Origin of the sequence: Segatella bryantii (assembly GCF_022024215.1) — a bacterium.
Taxonomy (GTDB): Bacteria; Bacteroidota; Bacteroidia; order Bacteroidales; family Bacteroidaceae; genus Prevotella; species Prevotella bryantii.
This window is the reverse complement of record NZ_CP091798.1, coordinates 1,492,022-1,508,546: the sequence shown is the minus strand read 5'-3', so window position 1 is coordinate 1,508,546 and position 16,525 is coordinate 1,492,022. Positions and strand designations below refer to the sequence as shown.

The following is a 16,525-nucleotide window of genomic DNA, read 5'->3' as shown; positions in this document are numbered from 1 at the left end:
TAAAGAAGTATACTAAAATAATGGAGCTAATCGATGGTAAGGCAACTGCTGCAGCTATCAAAGCTGAAATAGCAGAAGAGGTAAAGAAAATAGTTGCAAATGGTGGTAAGCAGCCTCATTTGGCAGCTGTATTGGTAGGGCATGATGGTGGTTCAGAAACCTATGTCAAAAATAAGGTTATCGCTTGCGAACAATGTGGCTTTAAAAGTACATTGATACGCTATGAAGCTGATGTAACAGAAGATGAATTATTGGCTTGTGTAGATAAACTTAATAAAGATGAGGATATCGATGGATTTATTGTCCAGTTGCCATTGCCAAGGCATATTGATGAGCAGAAGATTATTATGGCAATCGACTATCGTAAGGATGTTGATGGTTTTCATCCAATTAATGTTGGTCGTATGGCTATCGGTCTTCCTTGTTTCATCTCTGCGACTCCATTAGGTATTATAACTCTATTGCAGCACTACCATATTGAAACCTCAGGAAAAAAATGTGTAGTGCTTGGTAGAAGTAATATAGTAGGTAAGCCTATGGCTCAGTTGATGATGCAAAAGCAATTTGGTGATGCTACAGTAACTGTGTGTCACTCGCACTCTGCAAATTTGAAGAAAGAGTGCCAAGAAGCTGATATTATCATTGCTGCGATCGGTAAGCCTAATTTCGTAACTGCTGATATGGTTAAAGATGGTGCAGTTATCATTGATGTTGGTACTACTCGTGTACCTGATGCAACTCGTAAGAGTGGTTTTCGTCTCAATGGTGATGTTAAATTCGACGAAGTAGCACCAAAGTGTTCTTTCATAACTCCTGTTCCGGGGGGGGTAGGTCCAATGACAATATGCTCACTTATGAAGAATACATTGGCTGCAGGAAAAAAAGAATTTTATAAGTAAAGATTACAGTAATACTTGACTTTTTTATAACTCTCTAATTTGTTTGGGCTTCTTTGCAGGGATGCAAGGAAGCCCTTTTTATTAAATTTCATTTTTGTTTGATAAGTAATACAGCATTATTGATAGAATTTGTACTTTATAAGATATTTCTTTTGCCGTTTGTCAGAAAATGAGTAATTTCGCCCTATATTCATTTATAAATCTGATAATTATCATCTTTTATGAAAAAAATAGGGTTGGTTTCCTTTGCCTTAGCGATTGCTATGCAGTCGCATGCACTTAGTGTGAAGCCTGCATATACGGTAATGGGAAATGATACGACAGTACAGATATTTTTATATTCGCCAGATAGTCGGCAAGGACTTCATGCTGCTTATATGGGTGATGATGAATGTTGGCATGAGATTGGTAAGCTGCTAGATAGCGACTATGGACCTTGGGGATCTGACAAAAAAATGTTTCATCCTTTTGTAACAAAAGCAAACGATGGAACATGGAGAGCTTTGTGGGGCGTAAATGATAAAGCTCCTGCGTTTGCTGTGGCTTATAGTGAAGATCTTCTAATATGGCGTCCACAAGATTATCCGGTGTTGCGTGAAAAAGGTGTGTCTGAACCTGTTGCGTACGAAATGCAAGATGGTACGTGGGATGTGTATGTTAAGACCAAAGAAGGTAAAAGATATCTGCATGGTGATCAGCAGATGCGTCATTTTGAGGAAGATTCATTGATGGTTACGGCAGATGATATCTTGTGGGATAGAGATACCGCTACGGTTAATGGTAAGTGTTATCAGGGAAATGAGTTTGATATACCTTTGCTTCATCTTAATTATTTGGCTTCTGAATTACAGGCCCGTGATATGCAAAATGAGGCTGATACAAAAGCTCTTCCTCTTGTCTTTATGAATAATGTAGGAAAACCTGTCACATCTCCTGTATTTGCTACTTTAGATGTAGATTTTAATCATACTAAACAAATATCAGATCGTCTTTATGGCATCTTTTTTGAAGATATTAGTTATGGCGCTGACGGAGGACTTTGGGCTGAAATGATACAGAATGGTGATTTCGAATATAATAAAGATGATCGAAAGAAAGTATGGAATGCAACCACGGCATGGAAGCCAGAGCTCAAAATCGATACTAAACAGCCATTGAGCCGTAATAATCCTCATTATGCAGTTTTGTCAAAGGCTCCAGTTTATAATTATGGTTGGGATGGTATAGAAATCAAAAGAGGAGCTCAATATACGATATCTTTTTATGCCAGAAATATTGATGCTAATAGTAAGCGTGAGAAACTCAGAATAGCCTTGTTAAATGGGAATCACGAAGTTATCACTGACGCAAAGTTCAAAGTTGAAAATCATCAGTGGTCTTATTATCAAGCTATTTTTAATATAGAGGATAAGCCCAAGAAAAATATTAGTCTTGATAAAGTATTTTTGGCTATTATCCCAGATGAAAAGGCTAAGGGTGAAATTGCTATTGATATGGTTTCTCTTGTGCCTCAGGATACTTACAAAGGACACGGATTGCGTAAAGATTTGGCAGAAACAATAGCCGAACTACAACCTAAATTCGTACGTTTCCCAGGTGGATGTATGCTTCATGGTGATGGCTTAGGTAATATCTATCATTGGAAGGAAAGTATAGGAAAATATCAAGATCGTAAACCGGCTCCTAATATTTGGCGTTACCATCAGACGAAGCGAATGGGTTTTTATGAGTATTTTCAGTGGTGTGAAGATATGGGAGCTGAACCACTTCCAGTCTTGGCTGCAGGAGTGCCTTGTCAGAATTCACAGGCAAATGAGGACGGCTTGGCTGGTCAACAGAATGGTATCCCTATGAGTCAAATGCCTGCTTATGTGCAAGACGTGCTTGACTTGATAGAGTGGGCGAATGGTGATGCTAACACTTCGAACTGGGCTAAAATGAGAGCAGAAGCTGGTCATCCTGCTCCTTTTAACTTGAAAATGATAGGTATTGGTAATGAGGACTTGATTTCTACTGTTTTTGAGGAACGCTATCTCATGATCAGTAGAGCCGTAAAAGCAAAGTATCCTGATATGGAAGTTATAGGAACAGTAGGTCCTTTTCATTATCCATCTAGTGATTATATCGAAGGCTGGAAAATTGCTAAGCGCGAAAAGTTTAAAGATAGCAAGGGCAATGTTGCTAATCTCTTTAGTGCGGTAGATGAACATTATTATGAGCAACCATCGTGGTTCTTAAATCATCAGAATTATTATGACGATTATGATCGTAAGGCTTCTAAAGTATATTTAGGTGAATATGCTAGTCGTGGAAAAGATGAAAGGGATAATGCTTTAGCAGAAGCTTTGCATCTTACAAATATTGAGCGAAATGGAGATGTCGTGGAAATGGCTAGTTATGCTCCTATGCTATGTAAAGTGGGACACAGTAACTGGCAACCTGATATGATATATTTCACAAATAGGGATGTTAAGACAACTTTGAACTATCAAGTACAGAAAGATTTTAGTACACATAGTGGAGATATTTATGTTGAATCTAAGCTTAATATTGATGAGGCTTTGAAAAAGTATGTTGGTATAAGTGTAGTTAAGAATTCTAAATCAAACAAGACTTGGCTTAGAGTGGTGAATATTCTGTCACAGCCTTTGAATCTAAAGATAGGTGAAAAGACTATTATGGTAAACGCAAGAGATTGGAAAGTTATTGAATTATAAATGAAAATAGTTCTTGTTAGACACACAAGTGTAGGTGTTCGGAAAGGAACTTGCTATGGGTGGAGTGATGTGCCTTTAGCAGAATCTTTTCCGGAAGAAGCACAACGAACGTATGAAACTCTTAGAGCCCTTGTTGGAAAGGATGAAAACGCTTCAACTTTGAATAATTGTTTTGATGCTGTTTATTGTTCTCCTTTATTACGTGCTCGGAAGTTAGCTGCTCATTGTGGCTTTATATATCCGAAATTTGATGATCGGCTAAAGGAATTTAATATGGGAGATTGGGAAATGAAGAGCTATGACCATTTATGGATTAGCGATCCTTATTTCAAATTATGGTCTGAAGATTATCTTCATTTACCTACTCCTCATGGTGAATCGTTTCCTGAATTTTATAAGCGAGTAACTTGCTTTCTTTCAGAATTAACCAAGTATGGTTATGAGCGTGTTATTGTATTTGCACATGGTGGAGTCTTGTTATGTGCAGGTATATACGCAGGATTATTTGATGTGGAACATGCTTACGGATCTGATGGGCATTTGGTAGATTATGGGGGTATAGAGGTTATTCAAATTTAAGTGAGCGTCTTCTGTAATAGATTATGTTGTAACGATGTTATAATATATTGTGCCTGCAAAAGCGATGTAGAAAGTAAGCTCACAGAGGAGAAAAATTGCACCACAACAGTCACCTGTATAACCTCCTATTTTCTTGTTCATCAGTGTATAAAGAAGAAACATGGTTATACAAGGTGCAAAGATAATCCAATTTATATGAGCAAAGCCTGTACTATATAAGAGTGGTATCATAGGTAATACCCCTTGGACAAATAGACTAATTCCTGATTTTAAGCTTAATTTGCGGTAGACCACACCATTTTTTGCTGTTTCGGCATTTCGGGTATATGGTAGAAATTGAATAATTTGAGCAGCTATCATTTTCGAAAAAGCATCACCACCTATTATTGCAAATATACAAGTCTTCATTTCTGTTATGCTACAGATTGTAGATATTGTCTGGAAAAATATTAATTCGTATAAGATGAGCCCTATAACTCCATAAGTGCCAATGTGGCTATCTTTCATGATGGATAATATTTTTTCACGTGAAGTACCTCCGCCAAATCCATCGCAAAAGTCTGCTAATCCATCTTCGTGTAATGCTCCAGTTAGGAGTATTCGAACGAGCATGGCTAAAAGGATAGATAGAGATAAAGGAAGTATCAAGTGACATAGATATAGTGTTCCTGCCATTGCTATTCCTGTTAGCCATCCTACTAATGGCCAATGTTCAACAACGGTTTCGTATGCCTCACGTGTAGGTTGGTATATTCTCCAAAAAGGTAATCTTGTAAAAAAGATAAAAGCTGCATAGATTCGATCCTTTATCTTAATCTTTTTATCTATTGGTATTTGCATTTTTACGTAATCAGATAGAATAATTTTGGGTAACAGTATGTAAATTAAAAATATTTGGTGATTTTTGCATTTTCGAAATTGTTCATTTCATTTATCATACGACATGCGGAGTCAACTATAGGAAAAGCGCATAAGGCCCCTGTACCTTCGCCTAATCGTAGACCAAGTTGCAATAATGGTTGAGCATGTAGTAAGTTGAGCATTTTCTGATGGCCTGATTCGTCGCCACAATGCCCAAAGATTGCATAGTGAAGAACATTTGGATATAGTTTGCTTGCACCGAGTATGCAAGCCGTCATGATAAAGCCGTCAATTAAAATCGTAACGTGTCTCTCTGCTGCTCGCAACATTGCACCTATAGCTGCTGCCATTTCAAATCCAGAAAAATAATAAAGAATTTGTTCTGTTTGTTTAAAAGTGTAGTTTGGACATTTGCCTTGAGGTGTATTGCTCAGTGTTTCTGCAATATCTGGGAATTTGGTCAGGAATTTTTGTACACTTTTAGTTAATACCTTTAATTTATGTTGAATGCCAGCACTGTTTAGGCCTGAGCCCGCACCAATGCAGATATCGAGTGGCATATTTCCAAAAAGACTCATCCATATACTGGAAGGGGAAGTGTTCCCTATACCCATTTCTCCTATACTAATAATGGTGCTTCCTTTTGCTATACATTGATCGACGAGCTGACAACCTCTTTCTATACATTCATTCCATTGCTGTAGAGTCATTGCTTCTTGTTGTAAAAAGTTGGCTGTACCATGAGCTATTTTATAATTAATGATAGTATGAAAATCGGATAGGTCGTAATCAACTCCCATATCTACAATTTTGAGCTCAAAATTGTGTTGCCTGCACATAACATCAACGAATCCGCCTCCACGAGTGAAATTTATCATTTGTTGCCAAGTTACTTCTCGTGGCGAAGCGGATACTCCTTCACGCTCTATGCCGTGATCAGCTCCTAAAAGAAGATGACAAGGATAGTGGAGAGAAGGGGATAAAGTCTGTTGGATAAGACAGAGCTTAAGTGCAATGTTCTCTAGAATACCTAAAGATCCTTTGGGCTTATTTAGGTTATCTATTTTTTCAAGTGCTTCTTGACGAATAGTTTGGTCTGGTTCTAAAATATGAAAGTGCTGCATAAAAATATCTTATTCTTTAATTTTGACAGGGATGCCGGAAACCATTAATATTACTTCGTTGGCTTTTGCTGCTACATATTGATTCATCCATCCCTGTAAGTCGGTAAATCGACGCTGTACAGAACTATTGCTAACTCCACCACTTCCAATTTCATTAGTTACAAATATAAAAGTAGCATCTTGTTGAGTAAAGTGATCGAATTCATCTTTGAGGTTTTGAAGTACTTCGTTAATAGATGGTTGATTCATTTCTTTTTTAGTGCTGTCGAAGAAAAAATTAGTACACCATAAAGTGATACAGTCAATAACACAGACTTTATTATGTATATGATGTTTGGATAGATATTTTTCTTCTTCGATATTAATCCAGTTTCGACCTCTTCTTTGTTGATGTCGAATGACACGCTGACGAAACTCTTCGTCCCAAATATGAGCGGTGGCTATATAAATAGGATTAGGAGACAATGATAAAGCTAATTTTTCTGCAAAACTGCTTTTACCAGATCTTTGTCCTCCTGTTATTAATATAATTTTTTTCATCAGATACCAAAAATACAAAAAAAATACAAAAAAAGAGCCATTTTGCATTTAAAAAGCAAGAAAAATACACTATTTTCACTTTTCTTAAAGGAAAATTCATTTTTCTTCATAAAAAATTTGCTTGTTTCGAAAAAATTTTATTCCTTTGCAATGCTTTTAAGAGATAAGTAAAATTAAAAATCAATTTTATAAACTACAAGAGAGTATGAAGAAATTAGGATTACTGCTTGCAGCTGCTACGATGGCAGTTTCAGCATCAGCTCAGACTGTAACTGAAAGCAAGACATTTGACAATTTTTATGTAGGTATTAATGGCGGTGTTGCAACAAAGGCAACAGGTCACTCTTGGTTGAAAAACTTAAACCCTAATGCTGGTCTTCGTATCGGTCGTTGGTTTACTCCAGTATTTGGTTTGGCTGCTGAGAGCAATGCTTATTTTTCAAACAAGCCAGGTGTTTCTCGTGGTACTGTAGTTCGCGGTTTGAATACAAGTTTGCTTGGTACTGTAAACTTGAGTAACTGGTTTGGTGGTTATAAAGGTGAGCCACGTGTATTTGAGGTTATCCCTGTAGCAGGTTTGGGCTGGTTCCATCAGTTTGGTACTGAAAGCGCTGGTAAAAATCACAATGCATTGACTTCTAAAGCAGGTATCGACTTCGCATTCAATTTAGGTTCTTCAAAGGCATGGCAGATTTATGTTGAGCCATCTATGACTTGGTATTTGAATGGCGAGAATGGTGGTCAGGGTATTGAGTATAACCTCAATAAGAGTTTCTTCCAGCTTAATGCAGGTATTGTTTATAAGTTCAAGAACTCAAATGGTACTCATAACTTCACAATCGCTCAGCTTCGTGATCAGAACGAAATTGATGGCTTGAATAATCAGATCAATAGCCTTCGTTCAGATTTGAACGATAAGGATGCTCAGCTTTCTGCTAAAGATAAGAAGATCGCTGATCTTCAAAATGCTCTTGATGAGTGCCAGAAGAAGCCTAAGAAGGCTGCTACTGCAACAAATCTTCAGCCAACAGTTCTCTTCCGTCAGGGTAAGAGTTCTATTGACAAAGCTCAGTATGCTCCAATTGAGTTGATCGCTTCTTACATGAAGAATCACCCAGAGGCAAATGTAGAGATTAAGGGTTATGCTTCTCCAGAAGGTAATGCTGAGTTCAATCAGAAACTTTCTCAGGCACGTGCTGAAGCTGTTAAGAATGCTTTAGTTAAGAAGTACAAAATTTCTGCAGATCGTTTGAAGGCTACTGGTTGTGGTGTAACTGATAAGCTCTTTGAGCAGGTAGAGTTCAACCGCGTTGCTACTTTTAACGATACAACAAAGGATTAATCTTTAATTAAAAGATTTAAATATAATCCCAAGCCTTATAAAGGCTTGGGATTTTTTTTGTTTAAAATCGTGTCTTATGACTTTTTTGTTTTGTTAGCAGGTATACAATAATCATTATCTGTGTGTTTTAATCTGTAGTAGTTTAGATGTTTTTGAAAAGCTTGTGATATTAAAATACTTATAATCTAATTATTATTTATTGAATTTAGTAACAAATTTGCTTTAAAACGGTAAAGTTTATTAGAAAATTGTTGGTTGTTACTGATTTTATGTTTACCTTTGCAGAATAATGAGAGACGAAATAGAAAATATATAATAACAGATATGAAACATCAGTTAAGAAGTGCTGTCTGTACTCAAGGCAGAAGAATGGCTGGTGCCCGTGCTTTGTGGGTAGCAGCTGGTATGAAACACGAGCAGATGGGAAAACCAATTATAGCAATTGTAAATTCATTTACTCAGTTTGTTCCGGGACATACACATCTTCATGAAATCGGCCAAATTGTAAAGCAGGAGATTGAGGCTATGGGATGTTATGCCGCAGAGTTTAATACTATTGCAATTGACGATGGTATAGCTATGGGGCATGATGGTATGCTTTATTCTCTACCAAGTCGTGACTTGATAGCAGACTCTGTTGAGTATATGGTAAATGCTCACAAGGCTGATGCTATGATTTGTATCTCAAATTGTGATAAAGTGACACCTGGAATGCTTATGGCTTCAATGCGATTGAATATCCCTACTATTTTCTGTTCAGGTGGTCCTATGGAAGCAGGTCGTTGGAAAGGTCAGAATGCAGATTTGATTACTGCCATGATTAACGGTGGTGATACTTCAGTTAGTGATGAGGATTTGGAGAAAATTGAAAATAGTGCTTGCCCAGGTTGTGGTAGTTGTTCCGGTATGTTTACAGCTAATTCTATGAACTCTCTGACAGAGGCCATTGGGCTTTCACTCCCTGGTAATGGAACTATTTTAGCAACTCATGAGAATCGTATTCGTCTCTTTAAGGATGCTGCTCGTCAAATAGTGAAGAATGCATATGCTTATTATGAAGATGGTGATGAAAGTGTATTACCAAAAAATATTGCAACCCGTGATGCTTTCTTGAATGCTATGACATTAGATATTGCTATGGGTGGTAGTACAAATACTATACTTCATTTGTTGGCTGTTGCACAAGAAGCGGGTGCGGAGTTTAAGATGGAAGATATTGATAAGTTGAGTCGTGCAGTACCTTGTCTTTGTATGTTGTCTCCTAACACTCAGAAGTATTCTGTACAAGAATGTAATCGTGCTGGAGGAATTTTGGGTATTTTGAATGAATTGAATAGAGGTGGTTTAATTCGTGGAAATGTAAATCGAGTAGATAGATTAACATTGGATGAAGCCATCAGTAAGTATGATATTACAGGTAATACTGTAAATGACGAGGCAAATAGAATTTACCATAGTGCTCCTGGGCGTCGTTTTTCTACTAAGATGGGTAGCCAGAACGAACAGTGGGAGAGTTTGGATACAGATCGTGAGAATGGTTGTATTCGTGATTTACAGCATGCATACACTAAAGATGGGGGGCTAGCCGTGCTTTTTGGCAATATTGCACAGAAGGGTTGTGTTGTAAAAACTGCTGGTGTAGCACCTGAATTGTGGCATTTTGAGGGTCCTGCTGTGTGCTTTGATTCTCAGGAAGATGCGTGTGAGGGCATACTTGGTGGTAAGGTAAAATCAGGAGATTGTGTGGTTATTACACATGAAGGACCTAAGGGTGGTCCTGGTATGCAAGAGATGCTTTATCCAACATCTTATATTAAAAGCCGTCATTTGGGTAAAGAATGTGCTCTTATCACTGATGGTCGTTTTTCTGGTGGAACTTCTGGATTGAGTATCGGTCACATCTCTCCAGAAGCTGCTTCAGGTGGAAATGTAGGTAAAATTAAAGATGGTGACATTATTGTTATTGATATTCCAAGTCGTTCAATTAATGTTAAGTTGAGTGATGAGGAACTTGCAGCTCGTCCACAGCAGCCTTTAAAACGTGATCGAGTCGTCAGCAAAGCCTTGAAAGCATATGCTCAGAGTGTAGCATCCGCAGATTTGGGTGGTGTTAGAATTATAGATTAAAGAAGTTAAACTTTTATTTAAATATAGGGTGCCGTAAAATAAAATAATTTTGTTTGTACGGCACTTTTGAATAGAAAGTATTCATAAATATGGCTAAAGAATTGATAACAGGAGCTGAAGCTTTGATGCGCTCCCTAAAAAACGAAGGTGTAAAGACCATCTTTGGTTATCCCGGTGGAGCTATCATGCCAGTCTTTGATGCTCTTTATACTTACACGCGAGGTGAAACTAAACTGTTCGACCATGTATTGGTCCGTCATGAGCAAGCTGCAGCTCATGCAGCTCAAGGTTATGCTCGAGTCAGTGGTGAAGTAGGTGTATGTGTTGTTACTAGTGGACCAGGCGCTACGAATACCTTGACGGGTATTGCTGATGCTATGATGGATTCAACTCCATTAGTTGTTATTGCAGGTCAGGTTGGTGTTGGTGCTTTGGGTACTGATGCATTTCAAGAAGTAGACTTGGTGGGTGTGGCACAGCCTGTGTGTAAGTGGGCTTATCAAATTCGTAGACCAGAGGATGTAGCGTGGGCAGTTAGTCGTGCTTTTTATATTGCGCGTTCAGGTCGTCCTGGGCCTGTTGTTCTTGACTTCCCTAAGAATTCACAAGTTCATACCTGTGAATGGATTCCTGTAAAGGTTGAACATGTTCGCAGTTATGTACCTTATCCACAACTTAACCCGGAAAGAATTAAGGAGGCTGCAGATTTAATTAATCAAGCAAAGAAGCCTTTTGCTTTGGTTGGTCAAGGCGTTGAATTGGGAAATGCTCAAAATGAGTTAATTGAATTTCTTGAAAAGGCAGATATCCCTGCAGGACGTACGTTGCTTGGACTTTCTGCACTTCCTAGTAATCATCCTTTAAATAAGGGTATGTTAGGAATGCATGGAGCTTATGCTACCAATATGCAAACTCAGGAATGTGATGTGCTTATCGCTATTGGCATGCGTTTCAGCGATCGTGTAACAGGTTTGCCTTCTACATATGCGAGGCAAGCAAAAATTATTCATTTAGATATTGATAGCGCTGAACTGAACAAAAATATTAAGGCAGATGTACCTGTTTTGGGCGATTGTAAGCAAAGTTTACCAGCTATTACACGTCTTCTAAATAAAAATGAGCATAAGGAATGGATAGAGTCTTTTCAGAAGTATGCTGATTTGGAAAATGAAAAAGTTATTCAGCCTGATATTCATCCTACAGAGGGACCTTTGTTAATGGGAGAGGTCGTAAACGAAGTTGCAGAGCAAACTTATGGTGAAGCAGTATTGGTAAACGACGTTGGTCAAAACCAGATGATTTCTAGCCGTTATTTCAAGTATCATAAAAAGCGCTCTATTGTAACGAGTGGTGGTTTCGGTACTATGGGTTTTGGTCTTCCTGCAGCAGTTGGTGCTTGTTTTGGGGCTCCTGACCGTACAATATGCTGTTTTATGGGTGATGGTGGCTTTCAAATGAGTATTCAGGAATTAGGTACAATTATGGAGCAGCAGGTACCTTTGAAGATGATTATCCTGAATAATAATTATCTTGGTAATGTACGTCAGTGGCAAGATTTGATGTTTAATGGACGTCATTCTTTTACACATATGATGAATCCTCAGTATGATAAGATTGCCTGTGCTTATGGTATTTCTTATGATATTGTTATTGAGCGTAAGGATCTTAAAGCTAAGATTGCTAAGATGCTTAGCACTGATGGCCCATATATTTTGGAATGTGCTATTAAGGAGAATGAGGATATAGTGCCAATGACATTGCCTGGAAAGAGTGTCAACGAAATGCTGTTGGAACTCGATTACTAATTGTTAAAATGAAGATTACAGAAATGGATAAGAAATTATATACATTGCTGGTTTATTCAGAGAATATCGCAGGTATCCTTAATCAGATCACTGCAGTATTTACTCGTAGACAAGTAAATATTGAGAGTTTAAATGTATCAGCGAGTAGTATCAAGAATATTCATAAATACACGATAACGGCTTGGAGTGATGAAGAGCAGATAAAGAAGATAACTAAGGCTATTGAAAAAAAAATAGATGTGGTGAAGGCTCAGTATTATACAGATGATGAACTATTTATCTATGAAGTAGCCCTCTTTAAGATTGCGACTCCTACATTGTTGGCTAATCCTGAAATTAGTAGAGCAATTCGTCATCTTGATGCACGTATGTTAGAAGTCAACCCAACATACACTACAGTTTTGATGGGTGGTGTAACAGAAGATATAGCTACATTGTTTAAAAAGTTGAATGAGGCAAACTGTATTTTGCAGTATACTAGAACAGGTAAGATAGCTGTTACTAGAAGTAAAGAAGAAACCATCACTGATTTTCTTGATGAACAGCAAAATATTGAGGCAGGATCGTCTGATTAATAAAATATATAGATAATAAATAACGAGGGAGAAATTATGAGTGAATTATTGCCAAAAGTTGGTAAATACAAATTTATGGCAGAGCCATTCCATTGTGATTTTTCAAAGAAGCTTTTTATGGGGCATTTGGGAAATGCAATGTTGAATGCTGCAGATTTTCACAGTAATGATCGTGGATATGGTATGTTATACCTTAATACGATTCAGAAAACATGGGTGTTGAGTAGGCTTGCGATAGAGATGGAAGAAATGCCTGAAGCTTATGATCCGTTTTTTGTTGAAACATGGGTGGAAAGTGCAATGAAGTTTTTCACAAGTCGTAATTTCAAGGTTACAGGTGAGGGTGGACATGTATACGGATATGGTCGAAGTGTATGGGCCATGATAGATACAGAAACCCGACAGCCTGCTGATATTTTATCCATTGAGGATGGTAAAATCTTGAATTATGTAGAAACCGAGTTGCATGATCCGATTAAGGCTTGTTCAAGAGTAAAGATGAGCAAAGACGTAGAACTCGTTCGTGTCATCGATACTAATTATAGTGATGTCGATATTAATGGTCATATTAATTCAGTAAAGTACATTGAGCATGTATTAGATCTTTTTGATGTCGATTTTTACAAACAATATCGATTGAAAAGATTTGAGATTGCATATGTGGCAGAATCTCATCAAGGTGATAAATTATGTTTCTATCGTGAGCAAGTAGGTGATAATGAATACAATATACGCATAAATAAACGTAGTTCAAATGAGCAAAATGAAGTTGAAGTTGTAAGAAGTAGCGTTAAATTTGTAAAAGATTGAAAGAAAATTTTGTAGTTTAATTATAATTTATTATCTTTGCAATCGATTTTAGATTTAAGACAAATAAATAAACCGCGATATAAATAAATCGCATAAAAATTAATTAATATGGCACAAATGAATTTTGGTGGTGTTGTCGAGACTGTTGTCACCAGCAAAGAGTTTTCTTTGGAGAAAGCACATGAGGTTTTGAAAAATGAAACTATTGCCGTAATCGGTTATGGTATTCAGGGTCCTGGTCAGGCATGTAACCTGCGTGATAACGGTTTTAATGTCATTGTGGGCCAGCGCGAAGGTAAAACTTACGACAAAGCTGTAGCTGATGGTTGGGTACCAGGTAAGACTTTGTTCTCTATCGATGAGGCTGTTGAGAAGGGTACTATTATTTGTATGTTGCTTTCAGATGCAGGTCAGATTGCAGTTTGGCCTCAAATTAAAGATAAATTGGCAGGTAAGACTTTGTACTATTCACACGGTTTTGCAATTAACTGGGCTGATCGTACAGGTGTTGTTCCTGGTAAAGATACTGACGTAATCATGGTTGCTCCTAAGGGTTCTGGAACTTCACTTCGTACAATGTTTCAGGAAGGTCGTGGATTGAACTGTTCTTATGCTGTTTATCAGGATGCTTCTGGTAAAGCAGAGGAAAAGACTATAGCCTTTGGTATTGGTATTGGTGCTGGTTATATGTTCAAAACTACATTCCAGAAAGAAGCTACTTCTGACCTTACTGGTGAGCGTGGTTCTCTGATGGGTGCTATAGAGGGTCTTCTCGAAGCTCAGTATGAGGTACTTCGTGAGCATGGTCATTCTCCATCAGAAGCTTTCAATGAAACAGTAGAAGAGCTTACTCAAAGCCTTGGCCCATTATTCGGTGAAAAGGGTATGGACTGGATGTATGCTAACTGCTCTACAACAGCTCAGCGTGGTGCTCTTGATTGGCGTCCACGTTTCAAGGAAGCTATTAAGCCTGTAATGGAATGGTTGTATCTGAGTGTACAGAATGGTACTGAGGCTCAGATTTCAATCGATAAGAATTCTGAACCAGATTATCGTGAAAAGTTGAATGCGGAGTTGAAGGAAATGCATGACATGGAAATGTGGCGTGCTGCTGAAACTGTTCGTCAACTTCGTCCTGAAAATAACTAATTTTTTTCTCGTACATAATGTTGAAACCGGGAGTGGCCATTGTGAAATGGTCGCTCTTTTTTTATGTCTTTTCTGAAAAGCATTCTATAGATAAATTGCTATTTATGCTATTCTGATTTCTGAATACTCAATAAAAACCTGATTTTCTAGAATGAGCGATTCTAATGCTTCATCAAATATCTTTTCAGGAAGATTTAAAGTTTTAAGCTCAGTAATTAAATGAGTCTCTTTGTCACTTAAGTATTGTAGAATGTCTTTTTTAGCCTGTTCTATGTCTTTCTGTGATGTTTGTGTATGGTGGGTTAGGCATACATCGCATTGTTCACAATCATGATTATTATCTTCACCGAAGTATAAAAGAAGTTGTCGGCTTCTGCAGACGTAATCATTTTCAGCATAGTTGATCATAGCTTCAATTCGTTTGACAAACTGTTCCTTTCTATTTTCATATACTGATGATGGTATCTTAATATTTATGCCATCTTCCCTGTCTCGTAGATAGGTAATGTATGGCATCTTTCTTCTTGGAATAAAGTTGATGATATGTCTTGCACTAAGATTTTTTAGTATCAGATAAATTTTTTCTAAAGGAATATTCGTTTTTTGTGCTATAAGAAATTCGTCTATATAGACGTAATCAGTAAAAAGTCCTCCATAATCACGAAGTAATTCTGTTATGATGAGTTCTTCGTTTGCGGAAAGTGAATTCAGCTGATACAAATCATTTCTCCCTAATATAAAGCGCAAGCGTGCCTTGCTGTCAGGATTATCTTCATAATGAATATATCCACATCGATCCAGGATATGTAGTGAACTGTTTACTGGTATAGGAAAGAATTTATATGTATAACTAAACTTATCAATATGAAATTCGAAAGTATTTCCATATCCACTTCCTACACCAATTTGGTAAAAGTAAGCGAGATGTTCGTATATGTTTCTAATATAATCTTTCTCTGGGAAAGTATCGATAACACGTTTGTGAAGTTTAAGTTTGTCATTATCATTGTACAATAGTACAGCATAAGCTTTTTGTCCGTCTCTTCCACCACGGCCTGCCTCTTGGAAATATGCTTCTAAGGAGTCGGGACAGTCGATGTGTACAACGATGCGTACATCAGGTTTGTCGATACCCATACCAAAGGCATTTGTGGCAACAATGATTCTTTTTTCATTATTTTGCCAAGCCTTTTGTCGTTCATCTTTGATGATTGGGTCTAACCCCGCGTGATAGAAAGTAGAGCTTATTCCGCTATCATTGAGCATAGAGGCAATCTCTTTGCATCGTTTTCGACTTCTAACATATACAATGCCACATCCTGGTACTGAAGATAGTATATGAATAAGTTCTCCATATTTATCAGCAGTCTTTCGTACCACATAAGCCAAATTTTTGCGTTCAAAGCTCATGCGGAAAACATTTTTATGCTTGAAATCAAGTTTTTCTTGGATATCATCAATTACTTCTGGAGTTGCCGTAGCAGTAAGGGCCAGGATTGGCACGCCTGGTTTCATTTTTCTGATGTCGGCAATTTTTAGGTATGACGGACGAAAGTCATATCCCCATTGGCTGATACAGTGTGCTTCATCTACGGTGATAAAGCTCACTTTAATATGTTTAAGTTTTGTTTGGAATAGTTCAGTAGATAAACGTTCTGGCGAAACATATAAAAATTTCGTTCTTCCGAAAATGCAATTTTCGAGTATTTGAATGATTTCAGAATGGTTTTTGCCCGAATAAATAGCATCAGCCAAAATACCTTTGTCCTTTAAATGGGCCACCTGATCTTTCATTAGTGCGATGAGTGGTGTTATTACAATGCAGACACCATCTTTTGCAAGCGCAGGAACTTGAAAGGTGATAGATTTTCCACCACCAGTAGGCATAAGTCCAAGAGTATCCTGACTTTTGCCAATAGATTCAATGATTTCTCTTTGAATACCGCGAAAGTCAGGATACCCCCAGTATTGATGAAGTATCTTTAGATAATCCATGT

General features: G+C 37.5%; 13 protein-coding genes. 9 read left to right on the top strand and 4 right to left on the bottom strand.

The window, feature by feature from the left end; genetic code table 11:
- Nucleotides 1-20: 20 nt before the first annotated feature.
- From folD to cobC, 3 genes are all read left to right on the top strand, one after another.
- The gene (folD, locus tag L6471_RS10385; RefSeq protein WP_027452907.1) at nucleotides 21-899 is read left to right on the top strand and encodes a bifunctional methylenetetrahydrofolate dehydrogenase/methenyltetrahydrofolate cyclohydrolase FolD; all 879 of its coding nucleotides are present in this window, start codon (nucleotides 21-23) and stop codon (nucleotides 897-899) included.
- A 221-nt stretch (nucleotides 900-1,120) separates the two neighbouring features.
- Nucleotides 1,121-3,616, top strand: coding sequence for an alpha-L-arabinofuranosidase C-terminal domain-containing protein (locus tag L6471_RS10380; protein WP_237797292.1), 2,496 nt, complete (start codon nucleotides 1,121-1,123; stop codon nucleotides 3,614-3,616).
- Nucleotides 3,617-4,195: an alpha-ribazole phosphatase family protein gene (cobC, locus tag L6471_RS10375; RefSeq protein WP_006283382.1), complete on the top strand. Its 579-nt coding sequence runs from the start codon at nucleotides 3,617-3,619 to the stop codon at nucleotides 4,193-4,195.
- Nucleotides 4,196-4,216: 21 nt separating this feature from the next.
- Here the strand turns inward: cobC and cobS are convergent, their stop codons facing one another.
- From cobS to cobU, 3 genes are read right to left on the bottom strand one after another with little or no spacing between them, the layout of a single operon-like run.
- Nucleotides 4,217-5,035: an adenosylcobinamide-GDP ribazoletransferase gene (cobS, locus tag L6471_RS10370; protein ID WP_006283383.1), complete on the bottom strand. Its 819-nt coding sequence runs from the start codon at nucleotides 5,033-5,035 to the stop codon at nucleotides 4,217-4,219.
- A gap of 44 nt (nucleotides 5,036-5,079) precedes the next feature.
- Nucleotides 5,080-6,180 carry a nicotinate-nucleotide--dimethylbenzimidazole phosphoribosyltransferase gene (locus tag L6471_RS10365; RefSeq protein WP_006283384.1) on the bottom strand — a complete coding sequence of 367 codons (1,101 nt, stop codon included), beginning with the start codon at nucleotides 6,178-6,180 and terminating at the stop codon, nucleotides 5,080-5,082.
- 9 nt (nucleotides 6,181-6,189) lie between these two features.
- Nucleotides 6,190-6,720: a bifunctional adenosylcobinamide kinase/adenosylcobinamide-phosphate guanylyltransferase gene (cobU, locus tag L6471_RS10360; protein ID WP_027452904.1), complete on the bottom strand. Its 531-nt coding sequence runs from the start codon at nucleotides 6,718-6,720 to the stop codon at nucleotides 6,190-6,192.
- Nucleotides 6,721-6,925: 205 nt separating this feature from the next.
- On the opposite strand from cobU, the gene L6471_RS10355 reads away from it, so the two are divergent.
- The 6 genes from L6471_RS10355 to ilvC all read left to right on the top strand — a co-directional run bounded on the left by L6471_RS10355 (nucleotide 6,926) and on the right by ilvC (nucleotide 14,528).
- Nucleotides 6,926-8,062 carry an OmpA family protein gene (locus tag L6471_RS10355; RefSeq protein ID WP_006283386.1) on the top strand — a complete coding sequence of 379 codons (1,137 nt, stop codon included), beginning with the start codon at nucleotides 6,926-6,928 and terminating at the stop codon, nucleotides 8,060-8,062.
- A gap of 324 nt (nucleotides 8,063-8,386) precedes the next feature.
- The gene (gene ilvD / locus L6471_RS10350; RefSeq protein ID WP_006283387.1) at nucleotides 8,387-10,189 is read left to right on the top strand and encodes a dihydroxy-acid dehydratase; all 1,803 of its coding nucleotides are present in this window, start codon (nucleotides 8,387-8,389) and stop codon (nucleotides 10,187-10,189) included.
- A gap of 89 nt (nucleotides 10,190-10,278) precedes the next feature.
- On the top strand, nucleotides 10,279-11,994 hold the full coding sequence (gene ilvB, locus L6471_RS10345; RefSeq protein ID WP_006283388.1) for a biosynthetic-type acetolactate synthase large subunit: 1,716 nt from the start codon (nucleotides 10,279-10,281) through the stop codon (nucleotides 11,992-11,994).
- A gap of 23 nt (nucleotides 11,995-12,017) precedes the next feature.
- Nucleotides 12,018-12,569 carry an acetolactate synthase small subunit gene (ilvN, locus tag L6471_RS10340; RefSeq protein ID WP_027452901.1) on the top strand — a complete coding sequence of 184 codons (552 nt, stop codon included), beginning with the start codon at nucleotides 12,018-12,020 and terminating at the stop codon, nucleotides 12,567-12,569.
- A gap of 36 nt (nucleotides 12,570-12,605) precedes the next feature.
- Complete coding sequence (locus L6471_RS10335) at nucleotides 12,606-13,379, top strand: acyl-[acyl-carrier-protein] thioesterase (RefSeq protein ID WP_006283390.1); 774 nt, start codon at nucleotides 12,606-12,608, stop codon at nucleotides 13,377-13,379.
- 108 nt (nucleotides 13,380-13,487) lie between these two features.
- Nucleotides 13,488-14,528, top strand: a complete 1,041-nt coding sequence (gene ilvC, locus L6471_RS10330) for a ketol-acid reductoisomerase (protein WP_006283391.1) — start codon at nucleotides 13,488-13,490, stop codon at nucleotides 14,526-14,528.
- Between the two features lie 102 nt (nucleotides 14,529-14,630).
- On the opposite strand, the gene L6471_RS10325 is transcribed toward ilvC, so the two are convergent.
- On the bottom strand, nucleotides 14,631-16,523 hold the full coding sequence (locus L6471_RS10325; protein WP_237797291.1) for a RecQ family ATP-dependent DNA helicase: 1,893 nt from the start codon (nucleotides 16,521-16,523) through the stop codon (nucleotides 14,631-14,633).
- Between the last annotated feature and the right edge of the window lie 2 nt (nucleotides 16,524-16,525).

What these genes read in the sequence shown, in the direction of transcription:
- folD (WP_027452907.1), top strand. Translation starts at nt 21, where the DNA reads ATGGAGCTAATCGATGGTAAGGCAACTGCTGCAGCTATCAAAGCTGAA.
- L6471_RS10380 (WP_237797292.1), top strand. Translation starts at nt 1,121, where the DNA reads ATGAAAAAAATAGGGTTGGTTTCCTTTGCCTTAGCGATTGCTATGCAG.
- cobC (WP_006283382.1), top strand. Translation starts at nt 3,617, where the DNA reads ATGAAAATAGTTCTTGTTAGACACACAAGTGTAGGTGTTCGGAAAGGA.
- cobS (WP_006283383.1), bottom strand. Translation starts at nt 5,035, where the DNA reads ATGCAAATACCAATAGATAAAAAGATTAAGATAAAGGATCGAATCTAT.
- L6471_RS10365 (WP_006283384.1), bottom strand. Translation starts at nt 6,180, where the DNA reads ATGCAGCACTTTCATATTTTAGAACCAGACCAAACTATTCGTCAAGAA.
- cobU (WP_027452904.1), bottom strand. Translation starts at nt 6,720, where the DNA reads ATGAAAAAAATTATATTAATAACAGGAGGACAAAGATCTGGTAAAAGC.
- L6471_RS10355 (WP_006283386.1), top strand. Translation starts at nt 6,926, where the DNA reads ATGAAGAAATTAGGATTACTGCTTGCAGCTGCTACGATGGCAGTTTCA.
- ilvD (WP_006283387.1), top strand. Translation starts at nt 8,387, where the DNA reads ATGAAACATCAGTTAAGAAGTGCTGTCTGTACTCAAGGCAGAAGAATG.
- ilvB (WP_006283388.1), top strand. Translation starts at nt 10,279, where the DNA reads ATGGCTAAAGAATTGATAACAGGAGCTGAAGCTTTGATGCGCTCCCTA.
- ilvN (WP_027452901.1), top strand. Translation starts at nt 12,018, where the DNA reads ATGGATAAGAAATTATATACATTGCTGGTTTATTCAGAGAATATCGCA.
- L6471_RS10335 (WP_006283390.1), top strand. Translation starts at nt 12,606, where the DNA reads ATGAGTGAATTATTGCCAAAAGTTGGTAAATACAAATTTATGGCAGAG.
- ilvC (WP_006283391.1), top strand. Translation starts at nt 13,488, where the DNA reads ATGGCACAAATGAATTTTGGTGGTGTTGTCGAGACTGTTGTCACCAGC.
- L6471_RS10325 (WP_237797291.1), bottom strand. Translation starts at nt 16,523, where the DNA reads ATGGATTATCTAAAGATACTTCATCAATACTGGGGGTATCCTGACTTT.